Below are 24,221 nucleotides of genomic sequence, written 5' to 3'. Positions count from 1 at the left end.
TAAACTTGTTTACGAGATGTAGAATAAATAAAAATTCTTTATTGGGGAAATAGTATTTTTACATGACTAAAATCGGAAAATTGAATAAGTGATAAATTTACGATTTTTAAGTCCCCAAACACTGTATTCGATTTGACTGCAAAAACATGTAAATCAAATGACAGTTATCGTAAAAGAAACTTGCATAACAACATGAAGTCTAGCGAGTCAAAATTCAAGGGTAAAATTTTAAAAAATTAAAAATATATAAAAAACCAACTGTTTTACCTGAAGAGCATTAAAGCGTAAAATAGCGGATTGTTGAATTTTCAGGAAAATTTATCTGTGCTGAATGGTTTAAATATAGATCAATGGGTGATGGCGAGAGATCGTTACCGTTTAAATCGTTTGCGTAAAGATAAAAAAGCCGATACTTCAGAGATTGAAAAATTATTTGAACAGTCTAATGCAAAAGTTAGACAGCGTTTTGAACGACTACCTAAAATTAAACTGAATCAGGATTTACCTGTTTCGCAATATGCTGACCGTTTAATTGAAGCGATTCAAAAGCATCAAGTTATTATTGTGGCTGGTGAAACAGGTTCGGGTAAAACTACTCAGCTTCCTCAAATTGCCATGTTAGCGGGTCGTGGCTTAACAGGTATGATTGGTCATACCCAGCCACGTCGTTTAGCTGCACGTAGTGTTTCTCAGCGTATTGCAGAAGAAGTTGGCGAAAAGCTTGGCGAATCGATTGGTTTTAAAATCCGTTTTAATGAACAAGGCTCGCAGGACTCTATCGTACGGTTAATGACCGACGGTATTTTGCTTGCCGAGTTAGGCAATGACCGTTTCTTGTCTAAGTATGACACGATCATTATTGATGAAGCGCATGAACGCTCACTCAATATCGATTTTATTATGGGTTATTTAAAGCAGTTATTGCCAAAACGCCCAGATCTAAAAGTGATTGTGACTTCGGCAACTTTAGATGTAAATCGTTTTAGTAACTACTTTAATAATGCACCAGTTTTTGAAGTAGAAGGTCGTAGCTATCCGGTTGAAGTACGTTATCGCCCAATTTCAGAGATGAATATTGGCGGCAGTGACGACGATGAGTTTGATGATTTTGAAGAAAATCTACCTCGAGCAGTTGTACAGGCAGTTGAAGAATGTTTTGCTGATGCCGAAGCAAAAGGTCACCCCGAACATGCCGACATTTTAATTTTCTCAAGTACAGAACAAGAAATTCGTGAGTTGCAGGAAACCTTGCAAAAGTATGGGCCGAGACATACCGAAATTTTACCGTTGTATGCGCGCTTAGCTGTTTCTGAACAACAAAAGATTTTTAGTCCAGGTGGTAAAGGCCGTCGTATTATTATTGCGACCAACGTGGCCGAAACTGCGCTAACTGTTCCAAATATTCGCTACGTGATTGATAGTGGTTTTGCACGTATATCGCGTTATAACTATCGTTCACGCGTACAACGTTTACCCATTGAAGCAATTTCTCAAGCAGCAGCCAATCAGCGTAAAGGGCGTTGTGGTCGTATTGCTCCAGGTGTGTGTATTCGTTTATATAGCGAAGAAGACTTTTTAAGCCGTCCTGAATTTACCGAACCTGAAATTAAACGAACCAACTTGGCTTCGGTTATTTTGCAAATGCAAAGCTTAGGGTTAGGTGAGCTAGAAAACTTCGATTTTATTGAGCCACCAGATTTCCGCCTAGTCAATGATGGTCGAAAACTACTCATTGAGTTGGGTGCACTTAACGAGAAGAAAAATGAGCTGACTAAAGTCGGGCAAATGATGGCACGTATGCCAATTGACCCACGACTCGCGCGCATGATTGTGGGCGGTGCTCATTTCGGGGTGCTTAAAGAAATTTTAGTGGTTGTCAGTGCGCTTGCAGTGCAAGACCCACGTGAGCGCCCTGCTGACAAACAAATGCAGGCTGACCAAAAGCATGCCTTATTCCGCGAGGCTGATTCAGATTTTCTGTTTTATTTAAAACTTTGGGAGACTTTAAATCCTAAAGGTGAAGCAGGCATGTCTGAAAACAAACGTCGCCAGTTTGCCAAGCAGCACTTCTTAAGCTGGTTACGCTTACGCGAATGGAAACAGACGCATAAACAATTGGTCGAGTTAGCTGAAGGTTTAAAACTGAGTTTTAATGAAAAACCTGCGAACTATGAAAACCTGCACCGTGCGTTGCTGACAGGTTTATTGTCTTTTATTGCCAATAAAACTGATGAACGTAATATCTTTATGGCAGTGCGTCAACAAAAGGCGAAAGTCTTTCCTGCCAGTACTTTGCACAAAACCAATACTGCTTGGGTGATGGCTTTTGAGATGGTGGAAACCTCTCAGGTTTATTTACGTACTTTAGCCAAAATTGATCCTGAATGGATTTTGCTTGCTGCACGCGACTTGTTGAAATATCACTATTTTGAGCCGCATTGGTCTAAGAAAGCTGGGATTGTAAATGCGTATGCTCAAATTTCGCTGTTTGGTTTAATTATTGAACCAAAGCGCTTAATTAATTTTGAGAAAGTTGACCAGCCTGCTGCTCATGAAATTTTCTTACGTGATGCATTAACCACAGGTAACTTAGGTACAGTTCCGCCATTTTTAAAACACAATTTACTTAAACTTGAAGAAGTTGAACGAGTTGAAGATAAATTGCGTCGCCGTGATTTGGTGGTGGATGAAGAAACGATTTATCAGTTCTATGCCTCTAAAATTCCTGAAGAAATTGCAAGTCGAAGTAGTTTTGAAGACTGGCGTGCAACGGTTGAAGCAAAAAATCCACGTTATTTATTTGTAGAAGATGATGCACTTTGGCTCAATGACCGTCCAACAACACAGCAATTCCCAGATCATTTGCATAATGGGCAGCTACGTTTAGCAACGACTTATCGTTTTGACCCAAGCCATGATGAAGATGGTGCAACGGTTCAAATTCCTGTGCAGGCGTTGCCTCAAGTTGATGAAAATATCTGGTCATGGGGGATTCCGGGTTGGCGACAAGATTTAATCGAGGCATTACTTAAAGCTTTACCTAAAGATAAGCGTCGTAGTGTAGTGCCAATTCCTGACACAGCTCGTAAACTCATGCAAGGTATTGATGCTGTACATTTGCGTCAGCATATTTTTAGTTATTTAGCTTTTGCTTTACGTGGTGAGCAAATTACTGAAAAAGATTTTTCGTTTGAACGTATTGATCCATATTTGGTGCCTTTTATTAAGGTGATTGATGAAAAAGGTAAGTTGATTGCGAAAGGTCGTGATTTACCTGAGTTAAAAGCACGTTGCCGAGTGGAAACACATCGTCCAGTGAAACAGCAAAAAGGCGAATTTAAAACTTTCCCTGAAAACTTTACCTTTGAAGCTTCGCAAAAGGTGACAGGTGTTGTTGTTAAACAATATCAAGCTTTGGTACCGACCAAAACTTTTGCTGAAATTGAAGCTAAAGATGACTCAGGTGTTGTTATTCAGACTTTTAATGATCAGGCTGAAGCTATTAAGCAGCATCGTGAAGGGATTATTCGTCTGGTCCATATGCAACTTGGCGATTTGGTTCGCCAGTTGAAAAAGCAGATTTCAAAACCGCTTGCTTTGGCATATTCACCTTTGGGTGATAAAGCTAAGCTTGAGCAGATGTTGGTCTATGCAACGTTACAAATGGCAATTACAACTTTGCCAATTAATGCAGATGAATTTAACAAACTGCTCGAGCAGGTCAAAAAGCAATTTTTGAGTCATGGTCAACAAGCACTTGAGCAGTTAAGTGATATTTACATTCAGTGGCAGCAAATCCGTCGTCAGCTTTTAGTACTTGATGCAGGAGTGTTTGGGCGCAGTATTGATGATATTGAAGATCAGTTAGATCTCATGTCACTTAGCAATTTTGTTTACTGCCAACCCGTCGATCTTTGGCAAGAATATCCGCGTTATTTAAAAGCGCTGCTATTGCGTTTAGATCGATTGCCAAATAATCTACAGCGAGATCATGCCGCTATTGATGACGTCGATCCATGGATGGACAAGGTATTTAAATTCAAAAACAATCCCAAAATCAAAGAATTGTATTTGATGTTGGAAGAATTCCGCATTTCTTTATTTTCTCAACCGATGAAAACCAAGATGCCTATTTCACCAACTCGACTGCAAAAGTTATGGGATCGTTTGGGAATCAGTTAAGATAGATCGGGGTCTGTTTATGTTGTTGTTTAGCCTACAACGCAATTTATAAATGAAAGATTAACAGACCTTATTCATTTTTTTAGGAGTTTTACATGGGCATTCGTATCACAGGTACTGGGTTATTTCACCCAACAGAAATCATTTCTAATGAAGAACTGGCCGACAGTTTAAATGCTTATGTGGAACAATATAACCAAGAGAATGCAGAGAAAATTGCAGCAGGTGAACTCGAAGAATTACGTGGTTCTAGTGCTGAATTTATTGAAAAAGCGTCTGGTATTAAGCGCCGTTACGTGATTGAGAAATCAGGTATCCTTGATCCAAATCGTTTGCGTCCTCGTTTGTCTGAACGTTCAAATGATGAACTTTCACTTCAAGCAGAGTGGGGCGTCATTGCTGCGAAACAGGCAATGGAAAATGCAGGCGTAACTGCTGAAGATATCGATGTTGTGATTTTGGCATGTTCAAACATGCAGCGTGCTTATCCAGCAGTTGCAATTGAAATCCAGTCAGCACTTGGTATTCAAGGTTATGCCTACGACATGAACGTTGCATGTTCAGCTGCTACTTTTGGTTTGAAACAAGCGGCTGATGCAATTCGTTCGGGTGCTCGCCGTGTTTTATTGGTGAACGTTGAGATTACATCGGGTCACCTAGACTACCGTAACCGTGATTGTCACTTCATTTTTGGTGATGTTGCGACGGCTTCTATTATTGAAGAAACGACTACTAAAACTGGTTTTGAAATTTTAGATATTCATTTATTTACTCAATTTTCAAACAACATTCGCAATAACTTCGGTTTCTTAAACCGTAGTGAAGATGCCGTGGTTGACGACAAGTTATTCCGTCAAGATGGTCGCAAAGTCTTTAAAGATGTTTGTCCGTTAGTGGCAAAAATCATTAATGCGCAGTTGGAAAAAATGCAGTTAACTGCAAACGATATTAAGCGTTTCTGGTTACATCAAGCCAATGCCAACATGAATGAACTAATCTTGAAATATGTGGCTGGTAAAGAGGCAGATCTAAGCCGTGCTCCAATTATTCTAGATGAGTTTGCCAATACCTCTTCAGCAGGTGTAATTATTGCTTTACACCGTACAGGCCATGAAGTAAATGATGGTGAATATGGCGTGATTTCATCTTTCGGTGCTGGCTATTCAGTAGGCTCGATTGTTGTGCAAAAGCATGTCGCTTAAGTTATTGGTTTAATTAAAAACGCTCGTAAGAGCGTTTTTTTATGGGTTAAAAATAATAAAGCAGGCCAAAATTAGCCCGCTTCAGTTGAATCAAAAATAATTAAAACTTTTTAGTGTAGTTTACAAACAAACGATCTTCACCAAAGTCATTGCCATGTTTTACGTTGTAATCAATCCGAATGTATTGCAGGGCAAAGCCTTTTAACAATGGCTGCTGAAACGCATAGTTTAAAATCACGTTCGACTCAGTTTCGTGGTTTTTCTCACCATTGGCTGCTTTAAAGTCATGGCCATACACATATTTCACCATTGCGTTTAAACCAGGTACATAGTTTTTAAAGTCATAGCCATACATGACATGGTAAGACTTTTCATCTTCTTTAAAGAAACCAGTAGCATTCCAGTTAATGAAATAGGTTTCCGGTAAGAAACCATCCGGTAGTGGGTAAGCCGATTCGCCAATAATTTGTTGGTAGCCTAAACCAAAGGTATGGTTTTTCACTTTAAGCGTTTCTAGTACTCCAATGTTTTGTGCATCGATATCAAAAGTATTGCCATCATCTTTTGCATTGAAGTACTTAAACTTAGAAGTAAGAGCGAAATTAGGTTGTTTCCAATTATGTTCAAGCCCAACATAGTGTTTGTTATAGAGGTCTTCTAAATTACCAAAGTAGTATTCACCCTTGAGTGACGGCGTAAATTGGTAGCGCAGGTCAATATAATTTAAGCCATCAGATTCTTTGGTAATTCCATTTGCCGTAAAAGAAAACTTTTTAAAGTCTTCTTCATTTCGAGGCGAGACTTTTTCAACCCGACCAATTTCAGCATAAAGCTGATCTGAAAGTTGCGACTTTAAATTGGTTCCCCAATAAGAAGCGAGCAATTGTCGGCTGGCATCGACAGCGGTTACAGGTAAATCGAGCCAGAGTTCACCGACACTTAAAAGGGTTTTGTCATAGCCCAGTATTAAAGTGGCGCCGTATTTTAAGAAGTCAGATGCTTGTGACTGTGTTTCTTTATTAAAAGGCAAAACCGTGTCCGCAACGTGTTTGTCTGAACTTAAGCGCACGGCGTATTGGACAGAAGCATCTGCACCAATCGTGATGGGCTTGTCTGCAATTTGCAGTGGGGTATCATGCATTTTCGATTTATAAAATAAAGATGCTGCCTGAGACCAGCTGCCTGTGTCTTTGAGTGCATCATTATCAAAATTACGGTTGATGTAGGCATTCTTTAAAGTGAATTTCCATTCATCTCCAGCCTGCTGATTTGGATTTGCAGCCCATGAATTGCCACACATCAATACTAAAGTTGCTATAGCTAAAGTCTGCGGTTTAAAGCGATGTAATAATTCCATAATCCATTTCCGTGATAAATGCGCCAGTCCTAGGCGCATGTATGTTTACTGCTGGGTAAGCGTGTTTTGAGTGTTAAATGTTGATGGCGTTTGTGCGGCAACAGAGGCTTTTAGATTGACCATAAATATTGCAAGTGCAGCAATCACACCCGGAATCGCAATCGCTAAGAAATTCATTTGGTGAGGAAGCTCAAATGTGAGTAGGGCTCCAGTTAAAACTGGACCGATAATTGCACCAATACGACCAATTCCAGATGCCCAGCCCATGCCAGTTGAACGAAGTGCTGTCGGGTAGAACTGTGCAACAAACGTGTAGAGTAAGATTTGTGAACCAATTGTGGCAGCCCCAGCAATAGCAATCAGGCTATATAAAATAAATTGTGGACTATTGATGCCAAGTAAAATTAAAGCTGCTGATCCCACAATAAACATAATGGTAATGACAGGTTTTAAATGGAATCTGTCTGCTAAAGCACCGCCACCAATAGCACCGACCATGCCACCGATGTTAAGTGCAAACAGGAACAACATGCTTGCACCTAATGAGTAGCCTGCTTGCAGCATGAGTTTAGGTAACCAGCTGCCTAAGGCATACACCATGAGTAGGCACATAAAGAAAGCAATCCAGAACATAAATGTGCTGAAGGTACGACCTTGCTGGAAAAGCGCACGGACCGGGGCATCGGTTGTGGTGCTTTCATTTAACACCAGTTGTGTATTGGCGTTTACCTGAGTTTGAGGCGCAATTTTACTCACAATACTTTTCGCCTGCTCGCTATGGTTTGATTTCACTAAAAAGGCGAGAGACTCTGGTAAAAACTTCCAGATGAGTGGGAGCAGTAAAAGAGGAATACCCGCAATTAAAAACATGATTTGCCAGCCCATATCTTTAACCAGCCATGCACCGAGTAGAGCAGATGTCATGCCGCCAATTGCATAGCCACTAAACATGATTGCGACTAAGGTACTGCGGGTTTTTTTGGGTGCGTATTCGGTCATAAGCGCAACGACGTTTGGCATAACGCCACCAATCCCAAGGCCGGCAATAAAGCGTAAAATAGCAAACTCAGTTGGTCCTTTGGCAAAGGCACCTATAAAGGTAAAACCGCTAAATAAGGTGACACAAATCAGGATGGTTTTTTTACGTCCAAGTTTGTCTGAAAGTGTGCCGAAAATCATGGCACCGAACATCATGCCGAATAGAGCAGCACTGGCGAGTAAACCAGCTTCTACCGCAGTTAATGACCATTGCTGCATTAACAGAGGAAGAGCAACCCCATAAATAACTAAATCATATCCATCAAAAATAATAATAAGTAAGCACCAGATTAAAACTTTCCAATGAAAAGATGTAAAACTGGCTTTATCAATTAACTCATTAATATTAACCTTGCTCGTATCCATTTTCTTCACCTCCAATTTGTGAAGCATCGCGTTATTTTTTAATAAACTATTTTGTTATTGGGTTAGAGTCAAAAACCTAATTGATATATCTTTATGTCTTTAAGGTATTGTGCTTTTATTTATTTAATCATTTGAAAAATATATATTTATTTTTATTGTTTTAGCTAACCTTGTTGTATCTTTAAAATAGGGTTAAATATTGTATTGTGAGAATTTTAAGGATTTTATAGATGTTTTTTTATAGATTTTATTGATAATAATCACTCTTAAAAATATCGTTAAATTTATATTATGAATTGAAGTGAAAATATAAAAACAAAATACTAAAGTCTATTATTTAATTATTTTAGAGATTCATCTTGAAAATGAAATTTAATTTATATTTAATAAAAATCGCCAAATCAGAATTAGCAAATTATTTGCATCCTGATTTAGCGATTGAGGCTTTATTTTAGTTTGGGTTTTTAGAGAAAAAACTTAATTTGTAGCTGGCGTTGAGCGTGGTGTGAGAATGAAATGGGCGATTACACCAATACAAATACCCCAAAAAACTGAGCTTAATCCCAGAAAATGCATGCCTGACGCCGTAGCTAAAAAAGTAATAAGTGCAGCATCGCGTTGACTATCATTTTTCATGGCAACAGAAATATTGGTGGCAATTGCTCCAAGTAAGGCTAAACCGGCCAGTGCTGCGACCAGTTCTTTAGGAAGTAAACTAAATAACATGACAATACTGCCAGCAAATAAGCCTCCTAAAATATAAAAAATTCCGTTGGCGATTCCTGCGATATATCGTTTTTCTTTCAGTTCATGTGCATCTTTGCCCATACATAAAGCTGCGGTAATTGAGGCAAGCACAATCGTAATACCACCGACACAGGCAACGGCTAAAGAGGCAATACTAGTGACAGTAATAATGGGTTTGGCTGGCGTGTCGTAACCGCTAAGTTTCATAATCGCCATACCCGGTAAAAATTGGCCGGTTAGGCTGACTAAAATGAGAGGAACGGCGAGATTCAGTGTTGAGTTCCATGTCCATTCTGGGCTAATCCACTGTGGAATAGCTAAACTAAAACTCACATCAACCGGATTCATTTTGCCTAAAAAGAGGCTTAATAAAACTCCGGCAGCTAACACCCAAATCATGGTGTAGCGCGGCATTAAACGTTTGGCAATTAAAAAGACAATGAGCATGCTAAAAACAATAAAAGGCATGCTATCAGACGCGGTAAATAGACCAATACCGAATTGAAAAAGAATACCTGCCATCATGCCGGCAGCGACATCTTGGGGAATCCACTTCAGTAACTTGTCGAAGTAACCTGTAATACCAATTAAAAAAATAACGATAGCGGAAGTAATATAGGCGGCTACCGCTTCATTCAACGAGACATTGGGAAATAGGGTAACTAACAGGGCAGTACCCGGTGCAGACCATGCAGTTATGACAGGCGTTTTATATTTAATTGAAAGATAAATACCTGAAACGGCGGCACCAATTGAGATTCCCCAAATCCATGACACCATCATGTCGGTGGAAACATGGGCACGCTGAGCAGCTTGGAAAAAAATAATCAGTGGGCCTGAGTAAGAAATTAAAACCGCAAGAAAGCCAGCAACTGTTGCTGATATGGACCAGTCATTTTTTAATGTCTTGAACAGGGTTGCCATGTGTGATTGCCTCCATGCAAATCATGTTATTTACCCAATCATATAAAAAGATCAGGGTTAACCCTGATCTCCACCTCCGACCGAAATAACCGATCCGGTCATATACGATGCTTCGTCTGATGCAAGAAATAAAATTGCATTCACTTGTTCTTGAATTGTGCCATAACGGCCCATAAATGTTCGATCTATTGTTTGATCAACCACTTGCTGCATCCAGTTTTTTTCATTTTGACTTAATGGGTTGGCGTTACGCGGTACTTTGCGAGACGGTGCTTCGGTTCCACCCGTCGCAACGGCATTGACTCGGATCCCGTCTTTAGCATGTTCAAAAGCAAGCGATGCTGTTAGCGCATTTACCCCACCTTTAGATGCAGAGTAGGGAATACGATTAATACCACGGGTTGCAATTGAAGATACATTTACAATCACACCCGCTTGTTGCTTAATCATGGCGGGTAACACAGCGCGGCAGCACCATAAAGTTGGAAACAATGAGCGATTTACTTCCTTAATGATCTCTTCTTCGGAAAACTCTTCAAAAGGTTTCATCCAGATCGCACCACCCACATTATTAATCAGGATATCTACCCGACCATAGTGTTCGATGGCTTTTGCAACAACTGCTTGTGCACCTGCATAGGTTTCAAGGTCGGCATTAATCGTGACAGCATCGCCACCTGCACTCTGAATTTCTTTGAGAACGTCTTCAACATATTCAGAGCGGTCAGCCATGACGACTTGTCCACCCTCAGCCGCGACTTGTAGTGCCACGCCACGACCAATGCCTTGAGCGCTACCCGTAACAATCACGACTTTATTGGTAAATCTTTGACGGTTTGACATAGATAACTTCTCCACCTATTAATTCGCAGAGAATTTTTCAAACAAGAAGTTAGCAGGTTTGATATTTTCAGTTTCTAACCAGCCACGTACAGCTTCTACCATTGGTACTGGGCCACATAGATAAACATCGACATCGCCACCGTTTAACCATTCACTTTCAATATGACCAGTGACATAGCCTTTACGTTCATGGTTGCTCTCAGGGCTTGCGACCACAGTTCGATATTCAAACCATGGGAATTTCGCCTGCAACTCATTGAGTTTTTCTAGAGCAACCAAATCAAAGTCATTGGTTACACCAAAGACTAAACGAACTGGCTGTTCCGAACCTTTTTCTTCAAGCACTTGTAACATCGACATAAATGGGGCAATCCCAGTACCGCCTGCGAGCATCAACACTGGACGAGCTACATTACGTAAATAGAAGCTACCGAATGGGCCGGTAAATGTCATTTTGTCGCCAGCTTGGGCATTTTTGCTTAAGAATTCACTCATCTTGCCATTTGGTACATTACGTACCACAAAACCAGTTAAACGATTACCCGGTTTTGAGCTAAATGAATATGAACGGGTTTCGCCAGTTTCTGGAATTGCAACATTTACATACTGACCTGCAAGGAAATGAATATCCGGTTGGCCTTCATCAAGTTGAATGTCAAAAGTGATGGTTGAATCTGATAAGTTTTCAACGCGGGCTAATTTACCTTGGAAGCTATGAATTTCTGTTTTGCAGACATCTGAGGAGGCTTGAATTTGGAATACGGCATCTGAAGTTGGGCGACATTGGCAAGCAAGAATATAGCCTTGCTCAGCTTCTTCTGGGGTTAATGCATCTTCAATATAGGTTTCTTCTGGCATGTCATAACTACCGGACTCGCAAAATGCGCGGCAAGTTCCACATGCACCATCACGGCAATCCAAAGGAATATTAATTTTTTGGCGATAGGCTGCGTCAGATAGGGTTTCGCCTTGAGCTACGCTAATGAAACGTGTAACACCATCTTCAAATTGAAGTGCGATATTGTGGTTTGACATGGCATGTATCCTACAAAATATTTGAAACTTTTACCCTCAGTCAACAGTCCGTTTAACTGAGGGGATATGTCTTAAAGGTGGTAGATATCAATGACTTGATTGATGTAGTCATTTTTCAAAACGACATACTTGCTCAAGATTTTTGGTTGATCACCTGAAAAATCGATCACATAACGTGACATACCGAAATAGCTGTAATTTGTCTTGTAACGGAAACTCAAGGTATTCCAGTTAAAGCGCACAGTAACTTTGTCGCCATCGCGTTCTACGACTTCAACGTTGGCAATATTGTGGCTTGTGCGAGTGTCTGGCATGGTTGCAGATGAGCGCTCGGTTTTAATACGGAACACACGATCTTCTAAACCTTGACGATCTGGATAATAAATAAGTGAAATTTCAGATTGTGGATCTTCAGTTAATCTATCGTCGTCGTCCCAAGCTGGCATCCAGAAAGAAGCTTCCGGTGCGTAACATTCAAGCCAGTCATCCCATTGTTCATCATCTAAGAAACGAGCTTCACGATAGAGAAACTGAGCAATATTTTCTAAAGTTGCTTTGTCTTGAGCACTCATGCTGTTTCTCCCTGATCAGCAATTTCTTTCTCTGATGCAATCGCGTGTTTCATGGTGTGTAACCAATATTGATGTTGGGCAAGATAAAGCCCTTCATCTTCAGTTTTGATACCACTTAACATGGGTTTTAAACCAATTTCATTTGCTGCATCGTCTGGTCCATAAATCCAATGTTTTGAACCACGGCACATGTCATTCCATTCAAGTGCAATCCCTGCATAGCCTGCCTGACAAGCACGGAATTCTTCTAAATCGTCTGGTGTTGCCATGCCTGAGGCATTAAAGAAATCTTCATATTGACGGATACGACGTGCACGAGCTTCAGGTGCTTCACCTTTAGGCGCGATACAGTAAATAGTGACTTCAGTTCGATTAACCGAAAGTGGGCGAAGTACACGAATTTGCGAACCAAACTGATCCATCAAATAAACATTTGGATAGAGACAAAGATTACGTGAACGCTCAATCATCCATTTCGACATCGCTTCACCGTATTTTTCGGTGTATTCGTCTGCTTTTGGGAAGTTAGGACGGTCTTCTGGGTTTGCCCATTGTGTCCACAGCAACATGTGGCCATTTTCAAAGCCATACGAGCCACCGCCTTGTTTACCCCAAGAACCTGCACTCATGGCACGAATGTTATCGGCAGCTTGAGTTTCTTTACGGTGTTGAGTCGTTGCTGCATAGTTCCAGTGAACAGCAGAAACATGGTAACCATCGGCACCATTTTCAGCAGTGAGTTTCCAGTTGCCTTCGTAGGTATAGGTAGATGAACCACGTAAAACTTCCAGCCCATGTTCAGACTGGTCAACAATCATGTCGATGATTTTGGTGGTTTCACCCAAAAATTCTTCAAGCGAAGGAACATCGGGATTTAAGCTACCAAATAAGAAGCCTTTGTAGCTCTCAAAACGAGCTACCTTTTTAAGGTCGTGTGAGCCGTCTTGGTTAAAGCAGTCAGAGTAACCTGCGTCAGTTGGGTCTTTTACTTTGAGCAATTTACCTGAGTTATTAAAAGTCCAGCCGTGGAAAGGGCAAGTATACGTTGCTTTGTTACCACGCTTGTAACGGCAAAGTTGTGCTCCGCGGTGTGAACATGCATTGATCATGGCATTAAGTTCACCGTTACGGTTACGGGCAATGATAATCGGCTGACGACCAATATAAGTCGTGTAGTAGTCATTATTATTTGGAATTTGGCTTTCGTGTGCCAAGTAAACCCAGTTACCTTCGAAGATATATTTCATTTCGAGGTCAAATAAGGCTTCATCAGTAAAAACTGAGCGGTGAAGTTTAAATTCACCTGTATCGATATTGTCTACAAGTAATTCATCAATACGGTCAAGATGGCTGGTATTGATTACAGGAATACGTGGCATGTCCGTTCTCCGACTTTCCAAAGGGTGGAAGTCATCAAGACCTTCGCTACGATTTAAAAGGTCTTGATATCCTAATATGTCAATGAAGCGCATGAGCGCGCTGGGTGTTTAACCGTGAATTGATGAAGATGAATTACTGGAAGATTGGCAAGAAGGCTTTTTCACAAAGCAATTCATCACTTCATCGGTTTGTTGCTTGTATATACCTTAAAAGAATGGTTAAACTGTGTCTAAGACTGAATTTGCATTTTTTTATATCTTAAAGGTATGGAAACCTGATGGAACTAAGACATTTACGGTATTTTGTAGCGGTTGTTGAAGAACAGAGCTTTACAAAGGCGGCCGAAAAACTATTTATTGCTCAACCACCTTTGAGTCGACAAATCCAAAATCTGGAAAGTGAGCTTGGAATTCAACTGTTTGAACGAGGAAGCCGTCCTTTACAGACAACCCCAGCCGGACATTTCTTTTATCAGCACGCTGTTAAACTTTTGTCGAATGCTGAAGAAATAAAAAGTATGACCAAACGTATTGGTCTCATCGAAAGAAGTATGACCATTGGTTTTGTTGGGTCTTTACTCTATGGTTTGCTGCCTCGAATCATTTATTTATTTCGCCAACAGCAACCTCATTTGAATATTCAGCTCATGGAGTTAAGTACGACCGAACAGTTACAGGCATTAAAAGAAGGGCGTATTGATGTCGGTTTCGGACGTTTAAGAATCAGTGATCCTGCTGTGAGAAGAATTCTTTTACGTAAAGAGCGTTTGGTAGTGGCAGCACATACCAGCCATCCAATTGCACAGCGCACGGAAGGGGTATATCTAGCTGACTTGATTGATGAAAAGATGTTTATGTATCCCACTTCGCCGAAACCCAATTTTTCCACCCAGCTTTTGAATATTTTTGCCGAACATAGTTTGGTTCCCAAAAATATGCATGAGATACGAGAAATTCAATTGGCTTTGGGCTTAGTCGCAGCGGGAGAAGGGATCTGTATTATTCCAGCAAGTGCCGATACCATTCGGTTTCCACACTTAAACTATATTCCGATTTTAGATAACGGCGCAGTCAGTCCGATTTTTATTACTGCTCGTGCAATGGACCGAAGTGAAGATTTACAGTCACTGTTTGATTGTATTTATCAGGTTTATGACTTAGAAGGGATACCTTATCAACGGACGGTTTTTACACTCGATCAAAATCCAATAGATGATTCAAACGGTATCGACTTTTAAATAAGCAGAGCATAGCCTCAAAAGCTGAAGCTATGCAGTTTTATATCTTATTGCACTTTCGCTGGGAAACCATCTTCTTCAAGTGCTTCGGTAATTTTGTCGATGCTTTCACTGCTTTCAACAGTCACGATTTTGGTCGCTAAGTCTACATCTACTTTTGCATTTGGATCGACGTCCTGAATCGTCGCAGTCACTCCACGAGCGCAGCCACCACAAGTCATATTTTCAATAAGTAGTTTCATGTTCATACTCCATCAAGAATGAGATATTTGTTTGGATAACACTGAATCTAAACCTTGTCATGATTGTAAGGTCAAGACCAAATTTTTAAAAAAATATGCTTGACCTTCCCATGATGGGAATCTGTATGCTCAATACAGAATATTAAATTTTGCAGATTTGTAGAGGTGTTTGATGGACTCAAAAACCACAAAATTGCCAGCATATAGTGAAACACTCTCAATTGAGGGCATGACTTGTGCCTCTTGTGTAGGACGTGTCGAAAAAGCCCTTAAAAAAGTTGAAAATATTGAGATTGCCAACGTTAATTTGGCAACAGAAAAAGCGGTTGTTTATTCAAATCAACCGATTCAGCGTGAAGCACTGGTTAAAGCTGTTAAACGAGCAGGTTATGATGTTCCTAAAGCTGCGCCATTTGAGTTATCTATTGAGGGTATGACCTGTGCATCTTGTGTTGCACGTGTTGAAAAAGCCCTCAAAAAAGTAGACGGCGTTCAAGAAGCTACGGTCAACTTAGCAACAGAGCAGGCTTGGGTACAAGCAGATGCATCAGTTAATGTTGAAGACTTAATTCGCGCTGTTAAAAAAGCAGGTTACGACGCGAAAGCATCTGAAAAAAATCAAGATGAGCAACTCGATAAAAAAGCGTCAGAGTTAGATCAGCTTAAAAAAGATTTGATCATTTCGATTGTGTTGGCCTTACCTGTGTTTATTTTGGAAATGGGTTCACATCTCATTCCAGCTTTTCACATGTGGGTCATGGACAAGATTGGTCAATACAATAGCTGGCTTTTACAGTTTGCTTTGACCACACTAGTGCTCGTTTTTCCAGGTCGCCGTTTTTACCAAAAAGGGATTCCAGCCCTATGGCGTTTGGCACCTGATATGAACTCGCTAGTGGCTGTTGGAACTTTGGCTGCCTACAGTTTCTCGGTCGTAGCAACCTTTATGCCGCATGTGTTACCTCAAGGCACGGTCAATGTTTACTTTGAAGCGGCTGCCGTTATTGTCAGTTTAATTTTACTCGGACGATATTTTGAAGCCAAAGCCAAAGGACGAACCTCGCAAGCGATTCAACATTTGGTAGGAATGCAGCCTAAAACAGCCCATATTCAACGTGACGGTCAAGTGGTTGAAGTTGCTGTTGCTGAAGTAGTCAGTGGAACTATTGTAGAAATTCGTCCGGGTGAGCGTGTGCCTGTTGATGGCGAAGTGGTTGAAGGACACAGCTACATTGATGAATCTATGATTACGGGTGAACCTGTCCCAGTCGAAAAAGTAGTGGGACAGCAGGTGGTTGGAGGCACGGTCAATCAAAACGGAACACTGAACATTCGGGCAACCGCAGTGGGAGCCTCATCTGTGCTTTCACAAATTATTCGCATGGTTGAACAAGCCCAAGGTTCTAAACTTCCGATTCAGGGTTTGGTCGATAAAGTCACTATGTGGTTTGTACCTGTAGTGATGTTAATTGCTGCAATTACTTTCTTGGTTTGGTTTATTTTTGGGCCAGAACCTGCGCTCACTTTTGGATTGGTGAATGCCGTTGCAGTACTGATTATTGCATGTCCTTGTGCGATGGGACTTGCAACACCAACTTCTATTATGGTCGGTACCGGACGTGGTGCTGAGTTAGGTGTCTTGTTCCGTAAAGGTGAAGCTTTGCAGCTTTTACAAGAAGCTCAAGTAGTTGCAGTTGATAAAACGGGCACACTCACCGAAGGCAAACCGACACTGACTGACTTTAATGTGCAATCTGGCTTTGAACGTAAACAAGTGCTGACTTTAGTGGCTTCGGTCGAAGCTAAGTCTGAACACCCGATTGCTCTCGCGATTGTTCAAGCAGCAGAAAATGAAGGCCTAAACCTATTACCAGTAACAGCATTTAACTCGATTACAGGTTCAGGTATTGAAGCGGAAGTTTCAGGCCAAAAAGTACAAATTGGTGCAGATCGTTATATGCACCAACTTGGTTTAGATACCAGCTCATTCCAAGCGATTGCTGCTCAGTTAGGTGAAGAAGGTAAAACACCGCTTTATGTTGCTATCGATCAGAAACTTGCAGCAATTATTGCCGTGGCAGATCCAATTAAAGAAACAACCTATGCTGCGATTGAGGCCTTGCATCAATTAGGTCTTAAAGTTGCCATGATTACAGGAGATAACCGTCATACGGCGCAAGCGATTGCTAAAAAGCTGAATATTGATGAAGTTGTAGCAGAGATTTTACCCGAAGGCAAAGTGGACACAGTTCGCCAACTGCAAAAACAATATGGTCGCTTAGCTTTTGTTGGTGATGGTATTAACGACGCACCAGCCTTGGCGCAAGCAGATGTTGGCTTAGCCATTGGTACAGGAACAGATGTTGCCATTGAAGCTGCCGATGTTGTGTTGATGTCAGGTAGTTTAAAAGGCGTACCGAACGCAATTGCATTAAGTAAAGCAACCATGCGAAACATACGTCAAAACCTGTTTTGGGCATTTGTATATAACGTTGCACTTATTCCAATTGCAGCAGGTGCGCTTTATCCAGCATTTGGTGTGTTACTTTCACCGATGTTTGCAGCAGGCGCGATGGCACTTTCTTCGGTTTTTGTTTTAGGCAATGCATTACGCTTAAAACGTTTTCATGCGCCAGTACAGTAAGGGTGCTGAAAATCAACTTTTAGTTTAAGATCATGACAGCAGGTCTTAAACCAAATTTAATATTTGAGGTGTGAGATGAATATCGGTCAGGCATCCAAACATTCAGGCATTTCGGCGAAAATGATTCGCTACTATGAAGAAATCGGTTTACTTGAAGCAGCTCAGCGTTCTGCTTCTGGCTATCGCATTTATTCAGAAACAGACCTTAAAACTTTAAACTTTTTAAAACATGCCAGAGAGTTAGGTTTTTCATCCGAACAGATGAAAGAGCTTATTTCGCTTTGGAAAAATACCGATCGACATAGTGCAGAGGTGAAAGCTTTAACCGTAAAACACATTGCCGAATTAAAGCAAAAAATTGCTCATTTACAGGAAATGGTTAATATTTTGCAGGCTTCAGCCGATGATTGCTGCGGTAACCAGCAAGCTTCTTGTGCGATCTTAGATCATATTGAAAAAGGTGTGGGTGTAAGCTAAATCCCATAAAAATAAAAAGGTAAAATCATGATTTATACAGCTTCTTGTCTTTGTAATGGTGTTCAACTCAACATTAATGCTGAATTAAATCCAATTATGGTTTGTCATTGTAAGCAATGCCAAAAAGCACAAGGGGCTGCTTTCGCTGCCATTACTCAAGTACAAAAAAGTGACTTAAATATTGTGCAGGGTGAAAACCTGTTACAGGCTTATTTTGCATCGCCTAATAAAAAGAGAGTGTTCTGTAAAACCTGTGGTTCACCGATTTGGAGTGAACGTTTAGATAAACCTGATGTGGTACGTTTAAGGGTAGGACTCATTAATGAAGAAATATCGACGCGAGTTGTCTCTCATGCTTTTGTCAATTCACAAGTGAAGTGGTATCCAATTTGTGATGACGCTCGCCAATATCCAAATGGAGTAGAAAACCTTTAAATATTAAGGTTAGATCGTATTTTATTCATTTGTAAAAAAACGTGAACAGCACTAGCCATGAATAAATAATGTGCTATAACTGTACCTAAGGTAATCGTAATATCTCCTCGATCCACAGGGAAACTTGGGACAGGGCAAAAGATACGATAAGACCTTACATATAGCTAGCAAAGAGCATGTAAGAGATGGATAGACACAAATCTTAGATTGCTCACCGTTGCAGAAAAGCCCGTGAAACGGGCTTTTTTAATGCCTGTAAAAGCTATTTCTTATTTGTGAAAATCATAGATTTTTAAACTATTTATGAAAAAGTAATGTAAAAATAACAAAATATTTTAAATATACAGACTATTCTGTATTGAAATTTATTTTTATTAAAGGTACATTGAGTCAACGGTTTAAAGTTCAAGCTTAATAATGAACTCATGGTCGTTGTGGGAGATCTAAGAGCCTGCATTTTCCCCAAGATGCGGGTTTTTTTTATGCCTAAAGAAAAGTAGTTATTCATCTCATCTAAAATTTTAATTTTCTAATTCTTTGTTTTTAAATTTTTAAAACCTACGAGCCAAATAGGTCGTAGGTTTTTACGCTAACTAGAAGTTAAGCACGATATGCCTGACAAGCTTGGGCGCATGCTAAACATGCTTTTGCACAAATCTGGCAATGCTCATGTTCGTGTTTACTACATTCAGCTGCGCAAAGTTGGCATGCACTGGCACATAATTGCATAGCTTGTTCAGCAAGCTCCGAATGTCTTAACTCTAAAGATGTGCATAGCTGACAGGTTTCTACACACGTTAAACAGTGTTTAATACATTCACGCATCATATGCACATGTTCTTCTTGTAAACATGCTGAGGCACAATGTTTACAAGCAAACATACATTCAATGCATGCTTGAATAGAGGTAGATGCTTGACTAAACAGAGAAGGGGTTGGTTCTTGTGAGCTATTCATTTTAATATTCTCCTTTTGAAAGGCTATTATTAAAAAACCGAATATTTTTATCTTTTTTCATTTTATAAAATCATTTTTCCTATAGGGCACTTTGAAATGAAAGGTCTACAAATGCTCAATAAGTGATTAACCTCGTATAAGAATGTTACATGTACTTTTCTAATTAAAGTTTTGAAAAATGATGAAGTACGAAGAAAAAACTCTTCAAACAAGACATAAAATTTATTTCGATATAATACTTTTGGCTAATTTTTTAATGAATGAAAATTAGGCAAATTATCAGTGTGAACTTTAAGAGCACACGTAATGGAAAACATTGAACAGTACGCTCACGGAGCTGAGCATGAAGTCCACGTACACTGCAAACGATCATTAAGTACATTAATACTGAGTCTGTTTGTGTTAATTGCGACTGGTCGTTAAACGAAAAAGCACCCAAGGGTGCTTTTTCTGTATCTACTGACTTTGCTAGATAATTTTAAGAGCTTGTAAAGCCGCGCCGTTTTTTATAGGCCTTACGATCATAAGAGGGTATATTGGACTTTTGAAGGTCAATAGCCAGTTGTTTCTTACGTTGAAATTGCACTTCATTTAAAAGTGCATCATAGATTTTGGGACGGTCAGTTTTAAACTTTTCTACATCCAATGGAATTTTACTTTCCTCTTTAACAATATACAAAACAGAACCATTGGCATTCGTTTCATATATTGTCCAACCAACCCGTACTGTATAAAGACCGGTTTTCTGATCCTTTCCTAAATAAGATTTAAAACCATCCGGATGTGGGCGAACATAAGCATTCATCATGCATCCTCCATCAACTATTTAATTCGATGAAAGCGGCGATTAATGAATTGATGGGGAACAATACATCTATTCAGTAAAATCACGATTTTCACTTGTATATATATTGATCAATTTAGCAATTTCAAGGCGTATGATATTTCTTTTCGATGGAGGAAAAATAAGAGAAGTTGATTGAAAAGTACTCAAAAATAACGACTTAATTTTAAAAGATAAATCATTAAGTAGTTTGAAGCCATTTTAAAATTAGAGTAGTATTTTTAAAAAATGTGTGACGAATTTTGCAAATTTAAAATTGAACAAATTATAATGAACCAAGATTCACTTTTTAATAAGCTACTAATTTTAAAAAATAAAAAGTATTTGTAATATTTCTTGTTACAACGATTTTGTCGACAATATAGGACTGTTTTTGACATATTTCGCCTAGCGTAATCAATCGAGTTTTTGGCCTATGGTGTCATTTTTATTTATTGGACTTGTGGTCACTATTTTGCTGACTCCAGGACCAACAAATACATTATTAGCCTCGGCTGGCATACAGGCAGGGGTAAAGCATTCACTTAAGTTAATTCCGGCAGAGGTAATAGGTTACCTAATCGCAATTACCTCTTGGGGTGTTTTACTTGAGTCAGTATCTCATTTCATTCCATGGCTTCCAGCCATATTAAAGCTGATCAGTGCGGGTTTCATCCTTTATCTTGCTTTTAAACTCTGGATGACATCGACTGAAGATATTAAATTAGACCGACCACTCATTACGCCAAAAGCTTTATTTCTTGCAACACTTTTAAACCCAAAAGCTTTACTCTTTGCTTCGGCGATTTTTCCACATGCAGCGTGGGAAAATCCGCATTTGTATTTTATTCACATTGTTGTGTTTTTATCTTTAATTACTCCAATTGCTTTTTTATGGATTATGTTTGGAACAGTCCTTATTTCAAATAAAGTAACTTGGTTAAATCAACGCAATTTACAACGTACAGCTGCATTTATTTTAACTTTCTTTGCCATGCCAATCGGCTATTCTGCGATTAGCTCATTTTAAACTTAACCCATTATTTATATTAAAAAATTTATTTTCAGGAGATTTTTATGAAAAGATTAAAAGTAATTATCAAGGACCAATTTGATAAAGAATTAATTGCTTTGGCAAAAGTTAGACCCATGAATGATCATGTGCTTGAGCTTCATAAAAGTGTAGAACATATTGAAATTGATGATGAAATTATTCTACCCAATATGGATTTACTTTATGAAAATCCAAAAGATGGGAAAATTTATAAATTAGTTGGTCCATTCAGTGAGGAATAACTCTTAAATTAAATTTAACAATAACCATGAGTAGATGTTATGTTTTTAGGGTCTTAGATGGTGAAAATTAAGCCAAACTAACGTATAGACACAATTAAAATATTGAACATCGAAGGTCGTTATGGGACTATGTTTTTGCAAAAATGTGACCTAATCCTCATTTTTGCATTTCAGGACTAAGTGGTGTTCACTAAGCCCATTTCTTCAATGAGAAGTAGAAATGGGCTTTTTTTATTGCAAATTATTCTTTAAATGTTTCATCTAAAGCCTGTTGAACAGCTTCAATTCGAGATTTACACGCTTTATAAGCACTAATCGATTCTTCAACAATTTTCATTAAATTATCAATATCTGGGCTTTCCTGAGAATCAAGTAATTCAGCATTTCGTTTTAAGATGGCATGACCTTCTTTGAAAGACAGTTCTTTTTCATTCATTAGGAATTACCTCGGTAATATTGGCCTCAATAGCGCCATCTTGCATTTCAATAGTAACGGCAGAGCTTGAGATTTGATGAACAGAACGAATTGCTTTGCCTTCAGATCTTACAATTGCATAGCCTTTCGCTTGAATCTGTTTCGGGTTTTGCAGAAGAATTTCTCGCATAAGCGCTTCGGTTTGCGTTAAAGAAAATTTAACCTGTTGCTGTGAAACAAATTGAATGCGTTCTTTCATTTGTTCGAGGAACTGGTGAGCAGAATTAAGTTGGCCTTGGGCAGAAGATTTAATATGTTGTAAATATTGATCACTCTTACTTTGATAAGTCGTAATTTGATGTTGAGACAAAAGTTTAATTGTTTGTAGGTTGTCTACAGCTTCTTGTACACGTTCAACAATATGGTTGCGAATACCCGCAATTACTTTACTTGGAGTATCAAACGAACGGTGTGCGATCTCATCAAGGATAGTACGGTCTTTTTCATGTCCGATACCAACCCAAATCGGTACGCTACGTTTACAGAGTAGGGCAGCAAGCTCATAATCATTTAAATAAGCTAAATCATTTACAGCACCACCACCACGAATAATTACAATCAGATCGGGTGCAAAGTTATAACTATTTGCCCATTGCTTTAACCCTGTTGCCAACGACTCCATAAGGCTAACGGCAGCCGTATTTCCCTGAAAAGTCGCACTTTGATAAACAAAATGGCAGACCCCATTTCGCTCAAGAGCATCTGCATCTTTTTTAAAGTCCCCCAATCCTGCAGCATTTTGAGGAGCAATCACTAAAACATTTTGAATATCAAAAGGAGTAGGGAGAAGTTTATTCTTATGAATTAAACTTTCTTGAGTTAAACGCTCCACAATTTGTTGATAACGTTTTGCAATTTCCCCAAGTGTAAAACTTGAGTCAATCTCTTCGATATTGACTGAAAATCCATATTGAGGATCAAAACGCGCTCTAATTTTAATTAAAACGTTTAAGTCGCTTGCTAACTCAATTCCTGTTTCTCGTTCAAACTTAAGAACAATTTTACTCGCTGAAAATTTCCAAATGGTTGCTTTACAACTGGCGATGACTTTATCCGTATCTGCATCTTTCTCTGCAAGCTCTAAATAGTAATGTCCACCTTTAATATTTAAATTCCGAATCTCTGCTCTAACCCATACCGGTTCGTCAAATGTCAGGCGTATCACTTCCTGCACAGTGCCGAGATATTCGCTGAGTGAGAACTGGGGATCAGACATATAAACTATAAATAATTGGATGAAACTAGATAGTATAAAAGCTATCCAAGCAAGGCAATTGATGTCTATGAATATCGGGTTCTATTTAAAATAAATACAACAATTTAAAGAACTAAAAGTTAGAAATTGATATGCTAATTTAGACTAAATGGTTAAAATGAAAAATTAATAAAAAGATAATTGTTAATAATTACAACCGATTAAAAAATAAAGTTTGCTTTATAAAATATATAGGCGTATAAAGCTTACTTCCAATTGCGGGGTGGAGCAGTCTGGTAGCTCGTCGGGCTCATAACCCGAAGGTCGTTGGTTCAAATCCGACTCCCGCATCCAAAAATATTATGCTCTGTGATGTACTACTTTTCGTGATACGAACTCATGAAAAGCAATTAGCTTATAAATAACCCTATATCAAGCTAAATATTAAATTCTAGACGAATTGTCCATACCTTAAATCTAGCGTTCTAATTAAATACCGTCAAATCACATGAGCTCAGTAATGAGTGAATACGATTGTGAATATAGTAAATGAATGGCAAATTGCCACAGCCGTAAATGGCAATGAAATTAATGTGAGGATCATTCCTCACGTGCGTAAGCAAAACTCACTTGATGGCTATCGTTGGGTAGAAGTTGGAAAGAAAATTCAGCTTCAAACTGGTGAAGAAATTGAGTTAAACCAAGATGGTAAAAGCTTCTATGCCGGATTTAACCAACTTTATCGTTTAAATACATATTGTTGATAAAACTATGGTAATAAAGCAAAAAAACCT

20 protein-coding genes, 1 tRNA gene and 2 pseudogenes are annotated in these 24,221 nt (G+C 39.2%); 11 read left to right on the top strand and 12 right to left on the bottom strand.

Going from position 1 to position 24,221, the window contains the following annotated elements; genetic code table 11:
* Nucleotides 1-324 precede the first annotated feature (324 nt).
* Together hrpA and AC1PJ9_RS17715 are read left to right on the top strand one after the other, a co-directional pair.
* Nucleotides 325-4,182, top strand: coding sequence for an ATP-dependent RNA helicase HrpA (hrpA, locus tag AC1PJ9_RS17720; protein ID WP_311087967.1), 3,858 nt, complete (start codon nucleotides 325-327; stop codon nucleotides 4,180-4,182).
* 95 nt (nucleotides 4,183-4,277) lie between these two features.
* Complete coding sequence (locus tag AC1PJ9_RS17715; protein ID WP_199964929.1) at nucleotides 4,278-5,384, top strand: beta-ketoacyl-ACP synthase III; 1,107 nt, start codon at nucleotides 4,278-4,280, stop codon at nucleotides 5,382-5,384.
* Nucleotides 5,385-5,484: 100 nt separating this feature from the next.
* On the opposite strand, the gene AC1PJ9_RS17710 is transcribed toward AC1PJ9_RS17715, so the two are convergent.
* From AC1PJ9_RS17710 to benA, 7 genes and pseudogenes are all read right to left on the bottom strand, one after another.
* On the bottom strand, nucleotides 5,485-6,741 hold the full coding sequence (locus AC1PJ9_RS17710) for an OprD family outer membrane porin (protein WP_311087966.1): 1,257 nt from the start codon (nucleotides 6,739-6,741) through the stop codon (nucleotides 5,485-5,487).
* A 45-nt stretch (nucleotides 6,742-6,786) separates the two neighbouring features.
* Nucleotides 6,787-8,145, bottom strand: a complete 1,359-nt coding sequence (locus AC1PJ9_RS17705) for an aromatic acid/H+ symport family MFS transporter (RefSeq protein ID WP_311087965.1) — start codon at nucleotides 8,143-8,145, stop codon at nucleotides 6,787-6,789.
* A 477-nt stretch (nucleotides 8,146-8,622) separates the two neighbouring features.
* Nucleotides 8,623-9,816 carry a benzoate/H(+) symporter BenE gene (gene benE / locus AC1PJ9_RS17700; RefSeq protein WP_077168210.1) on the bottom strand — a complete coding sequence of 398 codons (1,194 nt, stop codon included), beginning with the start codon at nucleotides 9,814-9,816 and terminating at the stop codon, nucleotides 8,623-8,625.
* Nucleotides 9,817-9,873: 57 nt separating this feature from the next.
* Nucleotides 9,874-10,659: a 1,6-dihydroxycyclohexa-2,4-diene-1-carboxylate dehydrogenase gene (locus AC1PJ9_RS17695; protein WP_311087964.1), complete on the bottom strand. Its 786-nt coding sequence runs from the start codon at nucleotides 10,657-10,659 to the stop codon at nucleotides 9,874-9,876.
* 18 nt (nucleotides 10,660-10,677) lie between these two features.
* Nucleotides 10,678-11,694 (bottom strand): benzoate 1,2-dioxygenase electron transfer component BenC, encoded by a 1,017-nt coding sequence (benC, locus tag AC1PJ9_RS17690; RefSeq protein WP_311087963.1) that lies wholly within the window; start codon nucleotides 11,692-11,694, stop codon nucleotides 10,678-10,680.
* Between the two features lie 52 nt (nucleotides 11,695-11,746).
* A pseudogene (gene benB / locus AC1PJ9_RS17685) lies at nucleotides 11,747-12,266 on the bottom strand (benzoate 1,2-dioxygenase small subunit).
* Nucleotides 12,263-13,645, bottom strand: coding sequence for a benzoate 1,2-dioxygenase large subunit (gene benA / locus AC1PJ9_RS17680; RefSeq protein ID WP_001137399.1), 1,383 nt, complete (start codon nucleotides 13,643-13,645; stop codon nucleotides 12,263-12,265). Before benA ends, benB begins: the two are co-directional and overlap by 4 nt.
* A 104-nt stretch (nucleotides 13,646-13,749) precedes the next feature.
* On the opposite strand from benA, the pseudogene AC1PJ9_RS17675 reads away from it, so the two are divergent.
* Both AC1PJ9_RS17675 and AC1PJ9_RS17670 read left to right on the top strand, forming a co-directional pair.
* Nucleotides 13,750-13,879: pseudogene (locus AC1PJ9_RS17675) on the top strand (hypothetical protein).
* A 44-nt stretch (nucleotides 13,880-13,923) separates the two neighbouring features.
* Entirely contained in the window at nucleotides 13,924-14,883 is a 960-nt protein-coding gene (locus AC1PJ9_RS17670) for a LysR family transcriptional regulator (RefSeq protein WP_000423280.1), read from the top strand.
* Nucleotides 14,884-14,930: 47 nt separating this feature from the next.
* On the opposite strand, the gene AC1PJ9_RS17665 is transcribed toward AC1PJ9_RS17670, so the two are convergent.
* Entirely contained in the window at nucleotides 14,931-15,131 is a 201-nt protein-coding gene (locus AC1PJ9_RS17665; protein ID WP_078210158.1) for a heavy-metal-associated domain-containing protein, read from the bottom strand.
* Between the two features lie 166 nt (nucleotides 15,132-15,297).
* Between AC1PJ9_RS17665 and AC1PJ9_RS17660 the strand changes: the two genes are divergently transcribed.
* The 3 genes from AC1PJ9_RS17660 (at nucleotide 15,298) to AC1PJ9_RS17650 (ending at nucleotide 18,681) form a co-directional block, all read left to right on the top strand.
* A complete protein-coding gene (locus AC1PJ9_RS17660) occupies nucleotides 15,298-17,769 on the top strand; it encodes a heavy metal translocating P-type ATPase (RefSeq protein WP_311087962.1) in 2,472 nt (823 codons plus the stop codon).
* 75 nt (nucleotides 17,770-17,844) lie between these two features.
* On the top strand, nucleotides 17,845-18,246 hold the full coding sequence (gene cueR, locus AC1PJ9_RS17655) for a Cu(I)-responsive transcriptional regulator (protein WP_005070253.1): 402 nt from the start codon (nucleotides 17,845-17,847) through the stop codon (nucleotides 18,244-18,246).
* A gap of 27 nt (nucleotides 18,247-18,273) precedes the next feature.
* Nucleotides 18,274-18,681 carry a GFA family protein gene (locus AC1PJ9_RS17650; RefSeq protein ID WP_311087961.1) on the top strand — a complete coding sequence of 136 codons (408 nt, stop codon included), beginning with the start codon at nucleotides 18,274-18,276 and terminating at the stop codon, nucleotides 18,679-18,681.
* 600 nt (nucleotides 18,682-19,281) lie between these two features.
* Here the strand turns inward: AC1PJ9_RS17650 and AC1PJ9_RS17645 are convergent.
* Together AC1PJ9_RS17645 and AC1PJ9_RS17640 are read right to left on the bottom strand one after the other, a co-directional pair.
* Nucleotides 19,282-19,638, bottom strand: a complete 357-nt coding sequence (locus AC1PJ9_RS17645) for a four-helix bundle copper-binding protein (protein WP_263613310.1) — start codon at nucleotides 19,636-19,638, stop codon at nucleotides 19,282-19,284.
* 478 nt (nucleotides 19,639-20,116) lie between these two features.
* Complete coding sequence (locus tag AC1PJ9_RS17640) at nucleotides 20,117-20,446, bottom strand: hypothetical protein (protein WP_016805181.1); 330 nt, start codon at nucleotides 20,444-20,446, stop codon at nucleotides 20,117-20,119.
* Nucleotides 20,447-20,897: 451 nt separating this feature from the next.
* On the opposite strand from AC1PJ9_RS17640, the gene AC1PJ9_RS17635 reads away from it, so the two are divergent.
* Nucleotides 20,898-21,491: a LysE family translocator gene (locus AC1PJ9_RS17635; protein WP_016804773.1), complete on the top strand. Its 594-nt coding sequence runs from the start codon at nucleotides 20,898-20,900 to the stop codon at nucleotides 21,489-21,491.
* 47 nt (nucleotides 21,492-21,538) lie between these two features.
* Entirely contained in the window at nucleotides 21,539-21,757 is a 219-nt protein-coding gene (locus AC1PJ9_RS17630) for a hypothetical protein (RefSeq protein WP_311071823.1), read from the top strand.
* Nucleotides 21,758-21,998: 241 nt separating this feature from the next.
* Here AC1PJ9_RS17630 and xseB read toward each other — a convergent pair whose 3' ends face one another.
* A complete protein-coding gene (gene xseB, locus AC1PJ9_RS17625) occupies nucleotides 21,999-22,193 on the bottom strand; it encodes an exodeoxyribonuclease VII small subunit (protein ID WP_311087960.1) in 195 nt (64 codons plus the stop codon).
* Entirely contained in the window at nucleotides 22,186-23,448 is a 1,263-nt protein-coding gene (xseA, locus tag AC1PJ9_RS17620; protein WP_311087959.1) for an exodeoxyribonuclease VII large subunit, read from the bottom strand. Before xseA ends, xseB begins: the two co-directional genes overlap by 8 nt.
* A gap of 256 nt (nucleotides 23,449-23,704) precedes the next feature.
* Here xseA and AC1PJ9_RS17615 point away from each other — a divergent pair.
* Both AC1PJ9_RS17615 and AC1PJ9_RS17610 read left to right on the top strand, forming a co-directional pair.
* Nucleotides 23,705-23,781, top strand: a tRNA-Met gene (locus AC1PJ9_RS17615).
* Nucleotides 23,782-23,960: 179 nt separating this feature from the next.
* Nucleotides 23,961-24,191 carry a hypothetical protein gene (locus AC1PJ9_RS17610; RefSeq protein WP_025465682.1) on the top strand — a complete coding sequence of 77 codons (231 nt, stop codon included), beginning with the start codon at nucleotides 23,961-23,963 and terminating at the stop codon, nucleotides 24,189-24,191.
* Nucleotides 24,192-24,221 lie beyond the last annotated feature (30 nt).

The organism is Acinetobacter sp. 70_2 (genome assembly GCF_056736115.1).
The sequence above is the reverse complement of the archived record's forward strand: the minus strand, read 5'-3'. Positions and strand labels throughout refer to the sequence as shown.

What these genes read in the sequence shown, in the direction of transcription:
- AC1PJ9_RS17715 (WP_199964929.1), top strand. Translation starts at nt 4,278, where the DNA reads ATGGGCATTCGTATCACAGGTACTGGGTTATTTCACCCAACAGAAATC.
- AC1PJ9_RS17710 (WP_311087966.1), bottom strand. Translation starts at nt 6,741, where the DNA reads ATGGAATTATTACATCGCTTTAAACCGCAGACTTTAGCTATAGCAACT.
- AC1PJ9_RS17705 (WP_311087965.1), bottom strand. Translation starts at nt 8,145, where the DNA reads ATGGATACGAGCAAGGTTAATATTAATGAGTTAATTGATAAAGCCAGT.
- benE (WP_077168210.1), bottom strand. Translation starts at nt 9,816, where the DNA reads ATGGCAACCCTGTTCAAGACATTAAAAAATGACTGGTCCATATCAGCA.
- AC1PJ9_RS17695 (WP_311087964.1), bottom strand. Translation starts at nt 10,659, where the DNA reads ATGTCAAACCGTCAAAGATTTACCAATAAAGTCGTGATTGTTACGGGT.
- benC (WP_311087963.1), bottom strand. Translation starts at nt 11,694, where the DNA reads ATGTCAAACCACAATATCGCACTTCAATTTGAAGATGGTGTTACACGT.
- benA (WP_001137399.1), bottom strand. Translation starts at nt 13,645, where the DNA reads ATGCCACGTATTCCTGTAATCAATACCAGCCATCTTGACCGTATTGAT.
- AC1PJ9_RS17670 (WP_000423280.1), top strand. Translation starts at nt 13,924, where the DNA reads ATGGAACTAAGACATTTACGGTATTTTGTAGCGGTTGTTGAAGAACAG.
- AC1PJ9_RS17665 (WP_078210158.1), bottom strand. Translation starts at nt 15,131, where the DNA reads ATGAACATGAAACTACTTATTGAAAATATGACTTGTGGTGGCTGCGCT.
- AC1PJ9_RS17660 (WP_311087962.1), top strand. Translation starts at nt 15,298, where the DNA reads ATGGACTCAAAAACCACAAAATTGCCAGCATATAGTGAAACACTCTCA.
- cueR (WP_005070253.1), top strand. Translation starts at nt 17,845, where the DNA reads ATGAATATCGGTCAGGCATCCAAACATTCAGGCATTTCGGCGAAAATG.
- AC1PJ9_RS17650 (WP_311087961.1), top strand. Translation starts at nt 18,274, where the DNA reads ATGATTTATACAGCTTCTTGTCTTTGTAATGGTGTTCAACTCAACATT.
- AC1PJ9_RS17645 (WP_263613310.1), bottom strand. Translation starts at nt 19,638, where the DNA reads ATGAATAGCTCACAAGAACCAACCCCTTCTCTGTTTAGTCAAGCATCT.
- AC1PJ9_RS17640 (WP_016805181.1), bottom strand. Translation starts at nt 20,446, where the DNA reads ATGATGAATGCTTATGTTCGCCCACATCCGGATGGTTTTAAATCTTAT.
- AC1PJ9_RS17635 (WP_016804773.1), top strand. Translation starts at nt 20,898, where the DNA reads ATGGTGTCATTTTTATTTATTGGACTTGTGGTCACTATTTTGCTGACT.
- AC1PJ9_RS17630 (WP_311071823.1), top strand. Translation starts at nt 21,539, where the DNA reads ATGAAAAGATTAAAAGTAATTATCAAGGACCAATTTGATAAAGAATTA.
- xseB (WP_311087960.1), bottom strand. Translation starts at nt 22,193, where the DNA reads ATGAATGAAAAAGAACTGTCTTTCAAAGAAGGTCATGCCATCTTAAAA.
- xseA (WP_311087959.1), bottom strand. Translation starts at nt 23,448, where the DNA reads ATGTCTGATCCCCAGTTCTCACTCAGCGAATATCTCGGCACTGTGCAG.